This window comes from Shewanella sp. SR1 (genome assembly GCF_020447145.1).
Classification (GTDB): Bacteria; Pseudomonadota; Gammaproteobacteria; order Enterobacterales; family Shewanellaceae; genus Shewanella; species Shewanella baltica.
Genome location: NZ_JAJAEF010000003.1, coordinates 65141 through 83744, shown reverse-complemented (window position 1 = coordinate 83744; position 18604 = coordinate 65141). Strand labels below are relative to the sequence as shown.

The window sequence follows — 18604 nt, the reverse complement described above, 5'->3', positions numbered from 1 at the left end:
CGGCTTTTTTAATCTTTAGCGCTAAGGTAAATCTAGGCCTTGATCAGCAGGTCACGCAGATGCTTGACTTCATCACGCATCGCCGCTGCTTGTTCAAACTCTAAGTTGCGCGCATGTTCGTGCATCTTCTTCTCAAGCTGATCGATTTGATGGCTCAACTCAGTCGCATCGGCTTTATGGTAATGGGACTTAGGTTCAGCCACTTTGCCATACACAGCTTTACTGTCGCGGCCGTCATCCACATCCATCACATCTGTGATCCGTTTAACCACGCCCTTAGGTGTGATGCCGTGCTTTAAGTTGTGCGCGCGCTGGCGTTCACGTCGGCGGTCAGTTTCACCAATGGCCTTCGCCATCGAATTGGTAATGCGATCGGCATAGAGGATTACTTTGCCATTAACGTTACGCGCGGCGCGGCCAATGGTTTGGATGAGCGAGCGTTCTGAGCGCAGGAAGCCCTCTTTATCCGCATCTAAAATACACACCAGTGACACTTCTGGCATGTCTAAGCCTTCGCGCAATAAGTTGATCCCAACCAACACATCAAACTTACCTAAACGCAGATCGCGGATGATCTCCACCCGTTCGACTGTGTCTATGTCCGAGTGCAAATAACGCACTTTTACGCCATGTTCGTCGAGGTATTCAGTCAAATCCTCCGACATGCGCTTGGTCAGCGTCGTCACTAACACCCGCTCGTTAACAGCGACGCGCTTGGCGATCTCGGACAATAAATCGTCCACTTGAGTCCCGACAGGACGCACTTCTAATTCAGGATCGAGTAAACCCGTTGGCCGTACGACCTGCTCGGCAATCTCACCTTCGCTTTTTTCCAGCTCGTAGACACTCGGTGTCGCCGACACATAAATGGTTTGCGGCATCAATTGCTCAAACTCTTCAAACTTGAGCGGTCGGTTATCTAAGGCTGATGGTAAGCGGAAACCGTATTCCACCAGTGTGGTTTTACGAGAACGGTCACCTTTGTACATGGCGCCGATTTGCGGCACAGTCACATGGGATTCGTCGATAATTAATAGACCGTCAGCGGGCAAATAGTCGAGTAAGGTTGGCGGCCCTTCCCCCGGTGCGCGACCAGATAAATAGCGCGAGTAGTTTTCGATGCCAGAGCAATAACCTAACTCCACCATCATTTCCACATCGTATTGCACTCGCTCATGGATACGCTGGGCTTCAATTAACTTGTTGTTATCGAGTAGAAATTGCTTACGCTCGCGCAGCTCTTCTTTAATGAACTCAGTGGCGGCAATGATTTTTTCCCGCGGCGTCACATAGTGAGTCTTAGGGTAAACCGTTGTACGGGCGATGCGCTTAATGATATGGCCGGTTAACGGATCAAACTCGCTTAAACGCTCAATCTCATCGTCGAACAACTCAACACGAATAGCATTACGCTCAGAATCGGCAGGGAAAACATCAATCACTTCACCACGCACGCGATAGGTGCCGCGCTGTAGCTCGATATCATTGCGTTTATACTGCAATTCACTGAGACGAATTAAGATATCACGCTGCCCCATCACATCGCCTTGGCGTAGGTGCAGCAACATTTTTAAATAGGAGTCGGGATCGCCCAAACCATAAATGGCCGACACAGAGGCGATAAGCACCACATCTTTACGCTCTAATAGCGCCTTCGTCGCCGACAGGCGCATTTGCTCTATGTGGGCATTAACCGACGCATCTTTCTCGATAAAGGTATTCGATGCAGGCACATAGGCTTCTGGCTGATAGTAATCGTAGTATGAGACAAAATACTCAACCGCATTATGGGGAAAGAACTCTTTCATCTCGCCATAAAGCTGCGCCGCCAAAGTTTTATTTGGCGCCATGATAATCGTGGGGCGACCTAACTTTTGGATCACATTGGCAATCGTGAAGGTTTTACCTGAGCCGGTCACCCCGAGTAAGGTTTGGCAAGCTAAACCCGCTTCGAGTCCATCGACTAATTTGGCTATCGCTGTAGGTTGGTCGCCTGCGGGGGCGAATTGCGATTCAAGCTGAAAAACAGATTCTGACACGCGCACATATCCTTTTAATGAGTCGCCCCATTCTAATCAAGTCACCGACTAAGCTCCACCGTTATCCTTCCTGTCGTCAATTCAATACGCAGTAACACCGCCAGATGACAATTTAGTGGAAGAAACATGAAACTTTTAGACCAAGCCATTTTCAACGGCTTTTGCTCACAAAACACCCGCAAACTAAGCAAAAATGCCAATTTAATACACAAGAAATCAATTTCGTTCGATTACAAAATTGCAACCTTGTTTTCACCCTCAACAAAAACCACTTGCTTTTAATACTCAATTGATAATATTGAAGTTTATTTTTCCCACCCAAAATAGTGCATTTTAAGTCCGACGCCCATACGCCAAGGCTTTGACGGCCATTTATTTGGACAACTCACAGGGTTATCCACAGATTTTGTTGATAAGTCGAAATAACCGAGAAACCACGCGGGATTGGAGGCTGTCATGCACCATAACAACAGCCACTCAACATTTGGTAATTTAATTACATTTGATAAATGTTGCTACTTGTATCGTGTAGCGCGCCACGAGATTTGATAAACGAATTCACCTATATTGAAAATTAGTGATTGATTTATTACTAAGTGCTTCACTTAGTTTGATAAATATGGGTTCATTCAATTTGATAAACTTCTCAAAAAGCCCCCTAAAACGAGAGCTATTGAGTCTTTTCCACCTAGTTAATACATTGGCTTACCAGTTCCAAATAAGCAGTTCTTGCTGCTCTCCAGAGCGTTGTGAGCCTCCAACTGTGTATCGTATGTCTAGAGTTTTCATTTGCAACCCAGCGAACGCGTCGCGCATTTCTGGTATGTCATTAACACTGATAACCATTTTACCTTTTATTAACTTAGCAAGTTCAGCCATTAATTCATATTGCTCTAATCCAAACTCTACACCATAACCTGCGGTATTCCAGTATGGAGGGTCTAAATAAAACAAAGTTTCTGGCTTATCGTATCGCCTTACGCACTCAGCCCAGTCCAATCGCTCGATATAGGTTCTCGCCAAGCGTAGGTGAGCAATGCTGAGATCCTCCTCAATTCTTAACAAGTTCAAGCCAGCGGGTCGAGACGCTGAACATCCAAAGTTCTGACCGGAAACTTTACCGCCGAAGGCCAGTTTTTGCAGATAGTAGAAGCGACTCGCTCGTTGAATATCAGTCAGTGTTTCAGGGTTAGTATTCTTCTGCCATAGGAACTCTTCACGGCTAATTAAAGCCCATTTAAAGTGCCTTATAAACTCTTCTAAATGGTGTTTAATCACTCGATAAAGATTGACGAGATCGCCATTCATATCGTTGACCACCTCCACCCTCGCCTCGTCCTTGCTAAAGAACATTGCAGCGCCGCCGCAGAAGGGTTCAACATAGGTATGGTGATCAGGGAATATTGGTAAAATCTGTTTAACTAATCTACGTTTACCACCCATCCAAGGGATAATAGGTTTTGGCATGTGAGCCTCCTTTTTTAGGATTTTTTATGCTAGGCTCGGTTCGCCGTGTCGACGCGGTGAGGGAGCCTTGGTTGGCTCACAGGGTGTAATCCTGTGTGTTGACGGTCTAGCAGTGTTGGTAGCATTGCTAGACCGCTCTCTTTTATCAAATCTCTAATTCTACATACGTCAGGTCGGCGGCTTGGCCTTGGATCTGACCATCAACGATATACACTTTTCCGCTGACAACTGAGTCCCCCAAAACGGTCTGATAACTGCCATCGGCGTGCTGTACTGTTGTGGTGCCATTCGTCACGTTAATCACAGTGGCAACACTGCGCTGGGGCTTAGGGTTTAAGTTCGCTAAGCGTTGATAGATGTTGCTCATGCTGCCACCTCATTACGCAATAACGTCACGGTCTGATTCACTGTAACCATCCCCGTTGACTCATTAACGCTGCCGCTTATGCTGAAGCTTTCACACACTGACTTAAACACCTCGGCACCTTTGCGAACCCCAATTAACATGCCTGGGCGCATGGGTGGTAAATCCGCCATGACCTTAGCGCGAATGCTGTTTTGCACCTTATTACCTGCGTTGGCTAACTCGGCCGTTGCGCGCATTCTCGCAGCTTGATTATCAGTGATTAACTTATCCACTATATCAGCAGCAAAGTTGTCACCAGCGGTCCCGAAACGTTTCACTTTCGCCGCCACGCCTTGTTGCTCACCACGCACAAACACCGCATTAGCATCGGGACGAATGTCGATACGCTCGTTAAATTCGAGGATCACTCCATCGTGCAAAATCACATCGGGAATTGCGCTTGCGGTATTCCAAGGCACGACTGGCCACTGAGGGATCACAGTTATAGTCTGAGTTTCATCATTCACATCGAGCATGGCCCCAATGCTGTTGGCCATCATGTTAATCGCTTCAGCGGGAGTTTTAGCGGCATAACTAAAGGCGTTTGCAGGTACAGGGTAATCACTAATTTTACTGGCGACAGTCCACCCAGTATTGGCCACAATATCGGCCATTAAGCCAATAAAGCTGCGGGCTACCACGTTCACATAGTTGATGGCCTTTCTGTTCGGGCTGGCGAGTGTTGCTAAGCGACCTCGACCTGTCGCGCTATAACTGGTTTTGCCGAAGGCTTTAGATTCGCTGGGAGACTCACAAAGCAGGTAAAAGTCATAGCCGTTAATGCTTATTTTCAGTAATTCATTAGCGGCACGCTCGGCATCAATACGGGATGAAAACGCTAAGCTTCCGCTACTAGCCCATTGCGAACGGGACTGAGAAATGGATACTGATTTGAGCACCACAGCAACGCCGTCACTCACACGAACACAACTGATTTGAGGCTGCATGAGGTAACTCCTTCTGATTTGCGGTTCTATGGGGATCTTAAAATCAATGGTAGGTAACGGTGGATTTGCATCAATGAGGCCGCCGCCATCGTCCCAGTAGCAATAGTTCGGTGAAGCCGTTAACCGTAAAAAAATAGGGTTTTGTTGTGTAGATAATGGCTCGTTGAATCGAAGTGTGAGCTTACCAACAGGTGGGCGGTACTTGGTAGAACATACCCAGCGCGGTTCGTGGAAGCCCCATTTAATCGACTTCTCATCATCGACCACAATGCCGCGGTACTGAATAATCAAGGGGCTTTCTTGGTCCTGACCGTCTATCCATGCGACAGCAGTCTGCAACTGGTGCGCGGAAATATCCAGCCAGTTGATTGAGGATTGTATTTGATGCTCATCGGGCACAACCCAGTTAACGCTTAATGTGACTTGGTGATCGATTGGCAGCGACCAATTAATGCTAGTATCAGTTCTGATATCTGGATTAAATAACCAAGCTATTGATAATGTCGAATCGTTGGCAATATTAGATGACCATGCAGAACTTATGTCGGTTTCATCTGCGTTATAACTCAACCAAGGTGACTCGGTTTTTGATTCGATATCATAGGCAGACTCAGCCAACATTAATGCCTGTTCGACTGCATCTAATGCGAACCAACTTACACCAATCTCAATACCAAATGTTCGGTCGATTACTATTTCACTAACATTGAAATCAACTACGATGTCAACGGGGATAGTAATTGGCACTCTCACTGGTACATCATTACCGCTTTCAACAAACCGTAAGGTGATCGGTGATGTTTTATTTAACCAAGGCTTACTGAATCGCAGAATGATTGCCATTGGTTAAATCTCAATATAAGTTGTGGTGGCCTGTAATACGAAATTAGAAGGTGTAGTAACATCTTGTGCGGTAATGGGTTGCGACAATACGAAGGTCGCACCGTTCCAATAGCCCACATGTGTAATCGTCACAGGGTCAGTGATTGACATACTGACATTATCTGTCAAATAAATGCGCCCACCACTGGCTGCACTAAATACTACAACACCCCTAGGTACATCTATTTCACCCACAGTACCGTCCGCACCCGGTTCATCAGTGTGTAAGCTAACATGGGTTAAGGTTATCGTATTGAGCATGGTGTTTCTGGTCGCTACAGTAATCATTTTATTGACCCATATCGAAATCAGATTGCACAAATTCACACGTAACCCCATCGGTAACATTGGTATTATAAATGCTGTTATCATCGAGGATACCAACCAACAACCTATTCTCGACAGCATACCAACTCGGTAATTGTACTTTCACCACATTGCTCTGTGGTCGTACCGTCACAAATAAAACCTCAAAAGTAATGCGATCAATTACAAATAGCCGTTCAGCATTAACATCCATGTCGACTTGTAATACGCTAATTGGGCGATTTATTGGTGCAGTCATGAATGCACCGACATAGTTGAATGCTGGCATTAGTACCATTCCTCAATATTCAACCAACCACAGCAACCTATTGTCGAACCCGATGAGTCGGCAGTTAGCATGTGTTGCTTGCCATTTATGGACCGAAATTGCGGGAAGGGTTTATTTCTATAACCTCTGAAACTAGAGGTTAATGCTCCCGGTAATACACCACGAAAATAAGGTTGCAGAATGCTGCGGTTTACAGGTGTTCCGATTGAATCTGTACTATTACTCGGAATTGGTGCCGTAATGGTAATCATGCCTGTAGCAAAATTAATACCAAGAACAATATCATCATCTTTAGTGGCGCTACCACCAGATTGTGACGTTACTGTTTTATTCGTAGCACCGGGTACATATGCGCTGCTACCATCAGTTTGATACAACCTAGGTAATAAACCATCAAATACATTTGTAGGTGCCGAAGATAATGTAAGGTCGGAGCTAGAACCAGTGAACCCAATCAAACGACCAGCATCATTGTTGTAGTTACTATGAATATCACCGATAAATGCCACACACGTTTGAGTGCCTTGACAGTTATAATCTGTATAAACATTACTGAGTGTAAATAAATAAAACCCTGCTACAGTGCCTATAACCATCCAACGCTGCACCCCGACTGGTGTACCGCCTGCCCAAATGTTACCGAGCGGGCATGGTTTTATAAAATTATCTAGACCAGACATACCTTGTGCAGAACGATATGAAAATCGGCTATTAGTAGCATTAGTCCCCTCTGGACACCAAAACTGTACATAACCACCACTGCCATCCACAGTGCTGTTACGAAACGCAATCTTATTTAAAATTGTATCTTCAAATGCGACAGACCAACCTAAACCAGCTTTTACACCATACCCATCAACTAACACTTTTTTTAGCACGTTGACAAATTCCGCAGGTGTACGACCAGTGAGTTGTGGCGCACCTGCATCCTCCCAACTATAAACTGTGACTGGTAATCCCATTTCTCTCTCCTAAAATCTGCCTATTAAGATTCGTTGCCACGGAACGCGAGCACGGCGCGGTCGGTGGTGATTTGACTGTGACCGCTTTGCACTGTACGCAATAACATGACGGGCTTACTCGCGGCATAACTCATAAAACGAATGGCCTCGCCTGCTTGCCAGCCGCCACCAAATGCGCCAGAACGAATAATGAAGTACGGCTGCAGGGTTAGCGGGTTAACAGGTGCAAAGTCATTAAGCGTGTCGCCAGTCGCAATTTGACCTAGGCGACGACCAACACAGCGGAATGCGGTTGCTGAGGTGAAGATCAACACCCAGTCCTCATTTACTGCAGTGTCGTTACGGACCTCGATGGGGAAATCAACGGTATTCATGTTGCCTGTGGCGGGTGCGCCATCGAGGTCCCAATTGTTAGCCCATGCCGTCATATCCCGTACCGTGCCGATACGGGCCTGTAAGTCTCCCAAATTTTGCACACTCGATACATTGGCACCAATGGGATAGCTTTGACTCAGAGGGGACGCAAGGATTAAGGCTTGCTCTTGTACGTCTGTTACTAGCGCAATTTCGCCAATGGTATCGGTGAGAATGAATGGCGCGGTAAAGCCCGTAAAATCGCTATTGATAGTGACAACACCTGTCGCTTTAACCCATGTGTAATGGGTATTAGCCAGCGTCCAAAGTGATTTACCCTCAGCATCGGTAATATCAACAAAGCGCGCATTGGCGCGAGCGTTGTAGGTTTGGGCTGGCGCTGGGCTGCTCACTACTTGTATTTCAGTATGTTGCACCGAAATCGTGTTCCATGCGGTGAATGCATTCACCACCCCGCCGTTCTTAATCCGCAATGGATTAAGGCCATACAGTTCTGGGGGCGGTGATAGCGTGACGGTTTCACTTATGTCATAGCGCAGCGTGGTTAAATACACGTGCTGAGTAAAAGTGAGCGATACGGCCCCATTGTTGATTGTCCCACTAACGCCTGAACCAGATACAACACCATTGCTATCAGCACTGGCGCTGAGCACCGTATCTGAAGTGGTAGACACGGTAAGATAAAATGTATCGAGAATCGGCTCATTCGATTTGAGAATAAACTCAACCGTTAAATCGCCTGGTGGGGTCACTTCACCTGGTACTGTTTCAACCAACATACAGTTATAGGTGTAAGTGAAATCGCCCCTGAAATCAGGGTTTTTAGTAAGCGCACCTGTAGTAGCATCAATCTGAGCAATAATATTGCCATTGGGCTCGACCAGTGATGCGTTAACACCAGATTTACCTTGCCCCATTTTAATAGCGCTTTTACCGTAGGTTGGATTTAAAAATGTAACTTCACCATACAGTCGATTATCGACCATGACTCGATTCGCAGGGAATGATGCTGGGGTGTAGTAAATATCGTATTTATCATCACTTATGTAATTGATACCGATACTGTAACCAACTGGTGGGGTAAACCCCGTGAATATAACGGTGACAGTCGTACCTGTAACAGTGACACTGGCATTTTGAGGCCACGCGCCAGTATATTTCACATTTTGAATACCATTATCGTTGAACCAGTTTGATATCAATAAATCCGGTAATTCAAAAATATACGTGCTCTGCCCTGCAACGGATGGCAGCGATACCGTTTTATAATACATTGAAGGCAGGCTGCTAATGCCACCCACTGTGCCACCCTGCGAATCCGATACACCATCAAGTGCATTACCTGCACTCACTGAAATCGTTTTGACCTTCGGTAATAGCTCGACTTGAGTTGACTCGACAGCTAAAACCTCAGAGGTTGCTGCTGCTGTTAATTGAGTGACACCATGATATTTAATGCCATCGTTACTGCTGGTATAGCGCAACTTGGTGCAGCCTGACTCACCGTTAATTGTTATATCGTAGTTAGGTGTGATAAACGGAATAGCAGGTTTAAACTTCACTATGCCTGTGGCACCGCCAGTGACCGTTTCTTGAATTTGGCAGAAATGCTCAAACCGTGGATAAAGAGCACTTTCGGCACCAGGGTACTCAACAGAAATAACAACGGTTTGTCCCTGCAGTAATGTGACGTTAGCCCAATACTCAGTCCCATTAAACATATAACTAGATTGCAGATACGACTTAGGAAAGGTGTCTTGCCCTTCAAGAAAGCCAATCAGTCGATTGCGGATCAACTGGCCAGCACGAACAGATGATTCCAGAATCTCCACCATATCGGTCATGCGGTCAGCATCGTCTAATGTGGCGGCCTCGGCGATCAATAAACTGACTAGATTATCGGTTGGCTTTTGGCTCATGAACACATGACCATCGAGCAAAATGCTTGTGTCAGGGGTATCGAGTGCAGGGTAACACTTCACAATATCAACCGCTGATTGCGCGTGATCTATGTCTGAAATAGCGCGAAACAGTTCGTTAAGCTTGCCAGATTCAACCGCCAGCTTGGTACGTTGTCCACCCGCATCATCGCTTGAGCCCAATTGCTCGGGTTTGAATACTTTTAAATCTGCACGGGAAATAGTCATAGCACTCTCACAATAGATAAATGGCCTTTAAACGGTGATTAACTTCAAGGTGATTGCCTCGATTTCGTCGGGGTCGGTATCGCTGTAATTGATCGCTGGCGTGCCGCTAATGGGCTGTTCGCTGTAGTCCCACATCACAGTTATTGCAGTGCCATTGATATCCAGGTTAAAGCTGTTCGCGCCCTTTGAATTGGCGTGGGCCTCAAGGGTGTTAAACACCGCTAATGTTTCTGCATCGCTGAATAACACCACAGGGCGGCCCGCTTGTTTGGCGGCGACTTCAACATGCTGCGAGCCATCGAGAGCAAACTCAGTGCTACTCACAAAGGGCGTATAACCAAAACGGTTAAGCCAAATAAAATGCGGTAATTGAAGCGTGTCTAAGGTGATCATGAGGTGGCCTTAATCTGTTCTAGTTCGCGCAAAAACAGCTGCTTAAACTCATCAAGCAAATCGGCTTTCACCACATTGCCCGACGGCATTGCCAGCTCTAGCCGATAAATTTGTACGCTGCCGCCTGTGTTCTGATTGCTCACCGATGGCGAAGTGGTTTGGCTTGTAGTACTGCGAGTGGAATTCGTCGCGGTGCTTGCACTGCTCGATGCACGCTCGATCGCCTGTGAGTTACGTTCTGCCGATTCGGCCTCGATTTGTTTCAGCTTAGTGCTGTAGATTTGCTGACTCAGTTGCAGTGCTTCTTGGGCACTGGCGATGGACTCTTTATCCTGGGCCGTGCGGGCAGCTTCGAGCTGCGCCTTAAGCTCAGCCTGTTGCTGCTCATAGCGACGCTTCTCGATAGCGGCTTGGTTATTGTTGAGCTGATCCATCTCATCTTTGAGACTGCTCAAGGTCGCGTTGATATCATCACGCAGGCCGAGAATACGATCGCGGGTAGCATCAATGGCCGCTTGCAGTGGCTTAAGATCTTCGTCGCCTAGCTCGCGTATATTCCACTTAGCCTCGCGGCTAATTTGATTGACGCGATCGAGGCTAATGCTGGAGCTTTCGAGTTCTTCAGTCCATTTACGGGTCAGTAAGGTTTCATTGATGATCTGCTTTTCGCGGATAAAGGCTTGGTTACTGAGCTGCGCCAGCACACCCCAAAAGCCGGTATTCACCCGCATATTATTCATGATGCTGTTAGTCAGCTGATCGACGCGGGCGTTGAGTTTTTCGGTGCTATCTTCGTTAAAGTTGAACTGTTTGTTTAAGTGGGCATAGGCACCTGCGAATAGGTTTACATACTCAGTGGCGCGGCCAGTGGTTTCCTCTAATTGTTCAAGTTCTTGGCGTTGCTCAATTAAGGTTTTAGTGGTCTTTTTTACCTGTTCGTCAGTCTCTTGTTCACCATCTTCCAAGCCGCCCATTAAGCGTTGCAATATTCTGAGCACTTCGACCAAGCGCTCTTTTTGTCGCAGGTATTCCTCTGCCGTAATACCGCCGTCTTTATAGGCTTGTTCGAGCCTCAACATCTCATCAGATACAGCGGCATACTTACTTTTTATCTGTTCATAATTCGCCGCTTCGAGTGCCTGAACCTCACTGAGCTGCTTAGTTTGGTCACTCAACTTGCCCTGTAAACTAATCAGATCTTGCTGGGCTTTGGCTTTATCTTTGCTCGATACCGTCGAGCTGTTCATCACATCGCGGCATTGCTTCAAACGGGCTTCGGTGTCAGCAACCGCACGGCTTAGCTTGGCTTGCTCGGGTGACAGTTCCTTCACGCTATCTGTATAGCCGTATTGCTTTGCTGTCAGATCGCTCAGTTCCTTGGTTAGCCCAAGGGTGGCGGCTTGCGCTTTCAAGGTTTCTGGTACCGCTGCGCCCGTCGCTTCGGCGGCCGTTAATGCCGCTTTAGCCCAGGCTAAAAACGCATCCTTTTGTTGCTCAATCGGTTCACGGTTGTTCTTAATCAGATTAAAGGCCGCTTCGGCTTTCGTATTCACCTGCTCTAAGGCATGGCTACTGGTCAGCCCTAAGTCCTTATAGGCTTGTTCCAATGCCTCTGCGCCCTTAGCAGTGGCATCAAGATAGGTTTGCTGCTCTTCAAACTTGGCGCGCAGTATCGTGAGTAACTTAACGTGGCCTTCGTATTGATCCCCCGCAGCCTTTAACGGCACTAAGGCGGCATCAATTTGGCGAATGAAACCGCCCATACCACCTTTAACACCATCGAGCGTTTTAGTCTGTTCGCTTAAGGTAAAGGTCAGGCGCAGCGCTTCTTCAACCGTTAATTTAATCGGCTCAACAACGTCAACGGCAGCCTGCTTGACTTCTTCCATGGCTTTAGCGGCGTTCTTCCACTTACCAGTGGCGTCGTCATAAATCAGTTTGCCTTCGTCTACCGCCTTGTTGAACTCGGCCATAGTGGTAAAGGCTACGCCCGTTTGCAAACTGAGATCCTTAAGTGAGTACTCCAACTGTTTGGCGCTAGACGCGGCAGCGCGTTTAGATTTTTCCAGTGCTTCTTCAGCAATCAATAACTCTTGGTATACCCGAGCAACCTCGATCAACTCGCTAATCAGGGCTAAGTACAAACCCGCTTTAGCCGCCGCGGCCAAGGCGATTTTAAGTTTGCCTGCGGCTAAGGCCGCGCCCTCACTCGCCGCAGTGGTACCCATGATCGCGCCAGTGTAAAGACGCATCACGCCGATGGCGGCATTGGCTCCGGTAATCACATCACTAAAATAGCTACCGACTTTTAACGCGAGAAATGCCTTAGCCACAAAACCAATTTCATCACGGAAGTGGTACAGCATAGCCGCGCCATCTTGCACCGCTGAACCTATGCTGACGATCGTGTCGCTGACTTGCTGCGCCCATTCCTTTAAACGGCCATCAGCGGCCATGGCGGCAAACTCAAGATTCAACTCACTGATCTGGCCCTTGAGCCAATCAAGTGCACCGGACTGAGCCACGAGATCATAGAAGGATGAAAGGTTATCTTTAAGGTTTGATACTTGGCCACTGAGCAAAGCCATCTGCGCCGCTGCGCTGCCATTTGCGGCTCGGCCCATTTCATCAATCAAGCCTTGGATCACATCGCGGCCAAGCTTGCCTTGCTCACTGAGTTTTTGCAGTTCGGTGGTGTTCTTTCCCGTGACCTTAGCCAGCATGTCCCATACGGGCACGCCGCGCTCAATCAGTTGCAGGATCTCCTCACCCTGTAGCTTTTGTTTTGCCCAGGCTTGGCCGAGTGCCAAGGTGATCCCCTCGACCTCTTGAAAACCGCCACCGAGTTTAAAGGCTTGATCCACAATCGCCTTCATGGTGCCGTTCATAGGATCAAGGCCAAAGGCTTTGGCCTTCACAAACGCTTGATTGACTTCGTTCAGTTGCAGTGGCACATCGATGGCGAATTGCTTTACCCAAGCGGTGGCTTGTTTGCCAGATTCAAAACCGCCCATCACGGCATTCATTTGCACGCCAAGACGTTCGAATTGATCGCCCGTGGCAAAGACATCCTTCACCGCTTGGGCCACGCGGTCAAAGCCCAAATAGGCACCCGCTAATGCGGTCACTTGGCCGATCACGCCACGTAGGGAACTGGCATGTTCACGGGCGCTGGCATTGCCCTTATCTAACTGATTGGCAAACTTATCGACATTGCGGCCAGTGCCGTCAAATTCGGCGCTTAACTTGCGTTGCGCTGTGGTCAGGTTGTTGTAATCAATGCCCGATTTCGACAGGGCATTTTGCAGCTTAATGTGGCTGGATGATTGCTGCGCTAACTCGCGCTGCATTTGCTCCAGCTCTTTTTCGGCCACATCAATAGAGCGTGCCAGCTGCACAAAAGGCGCATCCGTTTGGCTCGCACGTTGCTTTAAGTCCTGCAGTGCTAGGGCTGCAGCAGTGACAGCAAGCTCTTGTTGTTCAAGCTCATTACGTGACCGCTTAAAGGTGTTGATCAGGTCTTGCTGGTTAGCCAGTTCATCGAGCTTATTGGCTAAGGTATTGGCTTTTTGGCTGGTCGATTGGCTGCTATCGCCTACGTCATCAAGCCCAGTTGCTAAAGGCTTGAGGTCATTAGTGAGCTGCTCTGTTTGGTTGCTGGTATTGCGGCCGCTTTGGGCCACTTGGTCTAACTGGTCGCTTAACGGATCAAGGCTATTTTTGAGTTCATCAACTTGATTCGCACCCGCTTGGCTGGCATCACTCACGCCATCGAGTTCATCAGCGAGCGCCTGCGTCTTAGGATTCGCCGCATCCGACTCAGTGCCGATGCGCTTAAGCTCATCGACTAAAGCCGCAATGTGTTGCTTGCCCGTGGCTTCTGCCACGATCCGCAGGGCGAGTTCTAAGGTTTTATCAGCCATGGCTATCTCGTTAATGCTCTCGTTAGTATCTAAATAATCGGTGTTTAAACGGCGGTTAAATGGGGATTAAAGGGCATGGCAATTGAGTACGGCCATGCCCTTGGGTTAAGCAAAACCGCTTATGCATCCAGCTCTAGGTACTCGAACGGATGATCCTTACCCGCGACTAACTGGGCTTTACCCGCAAGGGTGGCGCTCACAAACTCACTGGCGGCAAAATCGATCGCAGCCGTAGGAGATAAGTTGGCGTCGAAAACATCAAGCTTAATCGGCTTGCCTGTTTCTAAGTTGGTACCTTCTCCGAAGATCCGCGCACGAGTTTGGGCGTTAATGCCACCGCGAATGAGGGTGCCGCTAATGGCGTTATGTTGGCCTGTCACCGTCACCGCGCCACCCGCTTCAATAGCGCCGCCTTTTACGGCGCGCACTAGCCCTAGGGCATAGTTCACCTCATAGTCAGTGCCCAGCACTAAGGTGGCAGCGTCTTTCTTCACCACAAAACCGAGGGCGGCAAAGTTACTTTTAGGTAGCTGTATCCAACGCTGATTATCCGGCAAGGTCACGGCCTCATCAGTTAAGGTGCCGCTGCCCGTGTTCAGCACTTGGGTATCACCCAACAGTGCCATAGCAATCAGTTCGGCGGGTTGATCGTCAAACGACCATTCCACCTCAACAGGTTTTGCAATTTTCACCACGCTTAAAGCTTGGCCATAGCTGTCTTTCTTTTTACTGCCACGTACCTTTTCGTCGGCGTCGGTTTTAATGGCGAGCTTAGTGGTGTTGATGGGACCAATGATCCCCGTTGATTGCCCTTGGGCATTTAAGCGGTCAACAAAAAAGTTGCCTGCGACTAATAATCCATTCATAGGATTTTCCTCATCTTAAGTTGTTGGGTTAGCTGGGTTTGAATCTCAGTTGCACACTCACGGCCACGGGGTAATAACCGTGGCTTTTAGTGAAACGGGGTTTAATCGGGCTGTTCACTCGCACAAAGGGGCCAAGCATCTGACCATCCACCCCAATGGACTTACCCACAATCGCGTTTAACAGGCTGACTAATAGCTCACCTGCTTGGCATTCGTGAATAGATAAACGGCAAGCCAATACCACAAGCCAAGTCTGCTTAATTTGGCTGGTGTTGCCGCCTTGTGCGGTATCCGCCAGCGTATCGCCCAGATACAACACATGGGCGGCGGGGGTGATTTGGCTGCGCTCATCCACTTCGCTTAGCTCATTGGCTTGATAGACCTTTTTCAGCTTCTGGCTCGTCACTAATGGCTCAAGTATTTGAGTCAGCGCATCACCTGCAGCAAGGTAGTTATCTTTAATTTCAAACATCAGATAAACCCCTTAGACGATGCACGGCCAAACACGCTGCCTGCACTTTCGATACTGACCACTAACTCACTTTGGCTAGCGACTTCTCCCGTATCAGCTAGCCCCAAACTGATATCGCCTTTGCTCACAGCGGTTAAAAATTTCACCACAGCGGTATAGCGTTTCTCGACTTGTTCAGGGGCTTTATCGCCATACAAGAAGTAACGGGCGATATCGCAGCAGTTACGCTCCAATACGGCGGGAACCGTGGTTAACGGCAAGGTGTAACGGCCCACGATATAGCCATCAATCTCGGCAGACGCATCGCGCAATGCTTGCTCAAGCACGACGGTATTGATTTCCCCTGGCACGCTGCCTTCGCGTTCGGTAAGCAGCATTAAGTCCTGTGCACCAAAGCGACTCAGCATGTTGTCAGGGGTGGCGTACATCACTTGGGCCATAACTATTCACCTGCTGCGTTAGTTGCGGTGCCCGATTTATCAGTGCTTTCCGTTTCAGTGCTAGGTATTTCAGCGCTTGGATTAGCAGTTTCGTTTTCACCTGGCACAGTGACTTTTACTGCCTGAATCGCACTAACTAAGTCAGTTTTATTCATCGAGTTAACACCCGTGATCGCTAAGTCTTTTGCCAGTTCTTTCAGCTCTTTTGCTGTCAGTTCATCCAAGGCTTTCTCTTCACCATTGGGCTCTTTCACACCAGTGAGCGTACCTGTGATATCGGTGCCTAATGTCTGATCACCGTCTGGAATGTCCACACTCCCCGACGCTGGTGCCATATCACGCACGGATACCTTAAGGCGCTGATCAGCTTCAAACGCTGCAACTTGCTCATCCGACAGCTCGGCCAGCGGTATAAGGTTTTCGCCTTTGTTAAGCGCCATGCCCGCACGGCGATAGCCAGTGTGCGCAAGACAGATAACCAACAGGACTTGAATGTTCTTAGAAGGATTCGCCATTTCATTGTTACCTCACTCGATGTTGGGGTGCAGGCGCATCCTTGTGCCTGCGATTCGCTGCTCAAACTTAAGGGGTGAACACCTAAAGCTGTGGCACCACTAAGATTTCAAACTTGCCCTTAAGCTCGTTGTTCACTGTGGTTCCGCCTTCATCAATCAGCTCACGCTCAAGTAGCTTGCGGGCAGCTTGTTCGAGTGATGCGGGCACCACCAACAAGTTCGGGCGAATTTTGAGTTTCTTACCGCCATCACGGGTGAAGGCCGTCATCTTCTCGTAGCTGTCCCACAGGTTGGTTGCGTTAAGGGCACGCTTGTTAGCAAAGGCCATCTGCCAGAAACCAAAGCCCGCTTCACAGCGCATATCGGTACCGAACTGGAACTCGTTATTGGTCCATACCGCAGGATCGGTTGGATTAAACAGGGTGTTTAAATCCAGCTTGCGACGCTCTTGGAAGATGAGTGGCTTTAATGGGCGCGTGGTATCGAGCAAGAACCATGGCTCACCCGTATAGGCACCATCTGCCACCATGTTGGCCACAGAAACATCGGCACCCGTGCCATCGTGCTTGACATTCACAGGGTGGTCAGTGTCAAAAAAGTTCTGCCCGTCATAACACAAAGTGCCAAAGCCTTCGGCTAATAGCTCGAACACCAGATCATCGGGGAACTCTTCACCTTCCTGCGCCAATGCCTGCACCATAGGTTTGTAAGTGCCAATGGTGTCGTCTTCAACATCATCACGACTAATGCCAATCGTGGTTTCAAACGTCTTGTTGGTAATTGAGTAACCATGCTCTTTGATGGAGTTGATCACCCGCGCACCAATCCATTCGCGCATGGTCGGCATTGAGCCTAACCAGCCGTAGGTATTGGACTTAGTATTGCTTGGCACGACTGAGGCAATTTTTAAATACAGTGGCTCAGTCTTAGCTAAAGCATTTTGAAACTCGCTACGCACCATAGTGCGCAGGGCTTGTAATACTGGGGCGTTAATAGCAGCCATTATTTTTGCTCCTGATCAGCGGCGATAGCTTTAGCAAAGTCAGCGTGCGACATGCCCCAAGAATCGGCCATTTTGATTTGGTCGGCAGTCAGTGCCGCGACCTTAGATTTATCTACGGGCTTATCAACTGTGGTGGTTTGGGTGGTCGTTAACGCGCTAATAGGCTTACGGCCCGCCAAGTGCGCAGACAGCGCCGCAAAGCCTTGCTGTTTACCCAATTGCTCCAAGTAGTCCTTCTCACAAGCCAGCACGCTGCCTTCATCCAGCGCTTGCTTAACCGCTTGCTCAATGGTTAACTGACCGTTTTGTGCACTGAGCGCCACCAACTGATCACGCATGGCGTTCACTGTGGCAACGGGCACATATTGAGTCAGATCAACTTGGCCAGCAGGTAAGTTAGTTTGTGTTGTGACCTTAGCCGATAGCGCAGCCACGTCTTCCTTAAGCCCATCGACACTGCCAGCAGCTTTGACTAAATCATCTAAGCGCTTCATGGCCTCGGCTTGTTGCTCCTCGGTCACTTGCGCACCTTCCGCCATCTCGATACCGAGCGCGGCTAATAGCTTTTTCAATAGTGGATTCACATGGAGTCCCTCCGGTTGGGTTGAATTAGATTCATTTGCAGATAATTGAGAGAGTGCCAATGCTGACAGCTGCGCTAATGGCAACATGCCATCGACACCAGGGCGGTTAGTTAACGCTGCTGAATGGATAAATTGCGGGCGGCCTGTGGCTTTGTCATAGCCAAACACCAACGAGAAATACTTGTATTCCTTGGCGCTTAAAAAGGCGGTGGCGTTATCGGTAAAGCGCGGCTTAATGAACAAGCCGTGGCCCTCACGATATTGCACGTCATTGATGTTGAACCAACCTGCAGCGGGTGCAGGTTGGCCGTTGACTTCTTTGTTCAAGGTTTGGTGTTCGTAGTCAATGACCAGATCACCGGCTTTATGGGGGGTATTTGCTTGCAGGGCCGCGAACGCAACGCTATCCATCAACCACTTGCCACCAGCTACATCATCAGGGCGACCATCTACGCTGGCAAAGTGGCCATCAGGCAGCGCCTGAATGTAGCCATCTTCACCAACCACAAAGGCGGCTTCTGTATTGACATTTAACTGGCTACTTAAGGCGGCAAAGCCAAAAGCGGTGGTGGTTGCAGACATAAAAAA

16 protein-coding genes are annotated in these 18604 nt (G+C 48.5%); all 16 read right to left on the bottom strand.

From position 1 onward, the window contains the following. Positions 1–32 precede the first annotated feature (32 nt). Positions 33–2039 carry an excinuclease ABC subunit UvrB gene (gene uvrB, locus KV201_RS03765; protein ID WP_006087199.1) on the bottom strand — a complete coding sequence of 669 codons (2007 nt, stop codon included), beginning with the start codon at positions 2037–2039 and terminating at the stop codon, positions 33–35. 705 nt (positions 2040–2744) lie between these two features. Further along, positions 2745–3506 carry a DNA adenine methylase gene (locus KV201_RS03760; RefSeq protein ID WP_226058557.1) on the bottom strand — a complete coding sequence of 254 codons (762 nt, stop codon included), beginning with the start codon at positions 3504–3506 and terminating at the stop codon, positions 2745–2747. Between the two features lie 145 nt (positions 3507–3651). Further along, on the bottom strand, positions 3652–3873 hold the full coding sequence (locus KV201_RS03755; RefSeq protein ID WP_226058556.1) for a hypothetical protein: 222 nt from the start codon (positions 3871–3873) through the stop codon (positions 3652–3654). Continuing rightward, positions 3870–5702, bottom strand: a complete 1833-nt coding sequence (locus KV201_RS03750) for a hypothetical protein (protein WP_226058555.1) — start codon at positions 5700–5702, stop codon at positions 3870–3872. The genes KV201_RS03755 and KV201_RS03750 overlap by 4 nt, the downstream gene beginning before the upstream one ends. Positions 5703–5705: 3 nt before the next feature. Continuing rightward, on the bottom strand, positions 5706–6029 hold the full coding sequence (locus tag KV201_RS03745; protein ID WP_226058554.1) for a hypothetical protein: 324 nt from the start codon (positions 6027–6029) through the stop codon (positions 5706–5708). A 1-nt stretch (position 6030) separates the two neighbouring features. After that, complete coding sequence (locus tag KV201_RS03740; RefSeq protein ID WP_226058553.1) at positions 6031–6306, bottom strand: hypothetical protein; 276 nt, start codon at positions 6304–6306, stop codon at positions 6031–6033. A 29-nt stretch (positions 6307–6335) separates the two neighbouring features. Continuing rightward, positions 6336–7298 (bottom strand): hypothetical protein, encoded by a 963-nt coding sequence (locus KV201_RS03735; protein ID WP_226058552.1) that lies wholly within the window; start codon positions 7296–7298, stop codon positions 6336–6338. 23 nt (positions 7299–7321) lie between these two features. Then, entirely contained in the window at positions 7322–9820 is a 2499-nt protein-coding gene (locus tag KV201_RS03730; protein WP_226058551.1) for a hypothetical protein, read from the bottom strand. Between the two features lie 27 nt (positions 9821–9847). Continuing rightward, positions 9848–10213, bottom strand: a complete 366-nt coding sequence (locus KV201_RS03725) for a hypothetical protein (protein ID WP_226058550.1) — start codon at positions 10211–10213, stop codon at positions 9848–9850. Then, positions 10210–14136 carry a tape measure protein gene (locus tag KV201_RS03720; protein ID WP_226058549.1) on the bottom strand — a complete coding sequence of 1309 codons (3927 nt, stop codon included), beginning with the start codon at positions 14134–14136 and terminating at the stop codon, positions 10210–10212. Before KV201_RS03720 ends, KV201_RS03725 begins: the two co-directional genes overlap by 4 nt. A 119-nt stretch (positions 14137–14255) precedes the next feature. After that, positions 14256–15002 carry a hypothetical protein gene (locus KV201_RS03715; RefSeq protein WP_226058548.1) on the bottom strand — a complete coding sequence of 249 codons (747 nt, stop codon included), beginning with the start codon at positions 15000–15002 and terminating at the stop codon, positions 14256–14258. A 28-nt stretch (positions 15003–15030) separates the two neighbouring features. Further along, on the bottom strand, positions 15031–15474 hold the full coding sequence (locus KV201_RS03710; protein WP_226058547.1) for a hypothetical protein: 444 nt from the start codon (positions 15472–15474) through the stop codon (positions 15031–15033). Then, a complete protein-coding gene (locus KV201_RS03705) occupies positions 15474–15914 on the bottom strand; it encodes a gp436 family protein (RefSeq protein ID WP_226058546.1) in 441 nt (146 codons plus the stop codon). Before KV201_RS03705 ends, KV201_RS03710 begins: the two co-directional genes overlap by 1 nt. Before the next feature lie 2 nt (positions 15915–15916). Further along, a complete protein-coding gene (locus KV201_RS03700; RefSeq protein ID WP_226058545.1) occupies positions 15917–16429 on the bottom strand; it encodes an HI1506-related protein in 513 nt (170 codons plus the stop codon). 82 nt (positions 16430–16511) lie between these two features. Further along, positions 16512–17432, bottom strand: a complete 921-nt coding sequence (locus KV201_RS03695; RefSeq protein WP_226058544.1) for a Mu-like prophage major head subunit gpT family protein — start codon at positions 17430–17432, stop codon at positions 16512–16514. Continuing rightward, positions 17432–18598: a phage protease gene (locus KV201_RS03690; RefSeq protein ID WP_226058543.1), complete on the bottom strand. Its 1167-nt coding sequence runs from the start codon at positions 18596–18598 to the stop codon at positions 17432–17434. Before KV201_RS03690 ends, KV201_RS03695 begins: the two co-directional genes overlap by 1 nt. Between the last annotated feature and the right edge of the window lie 6 nt (positions 18599–18604).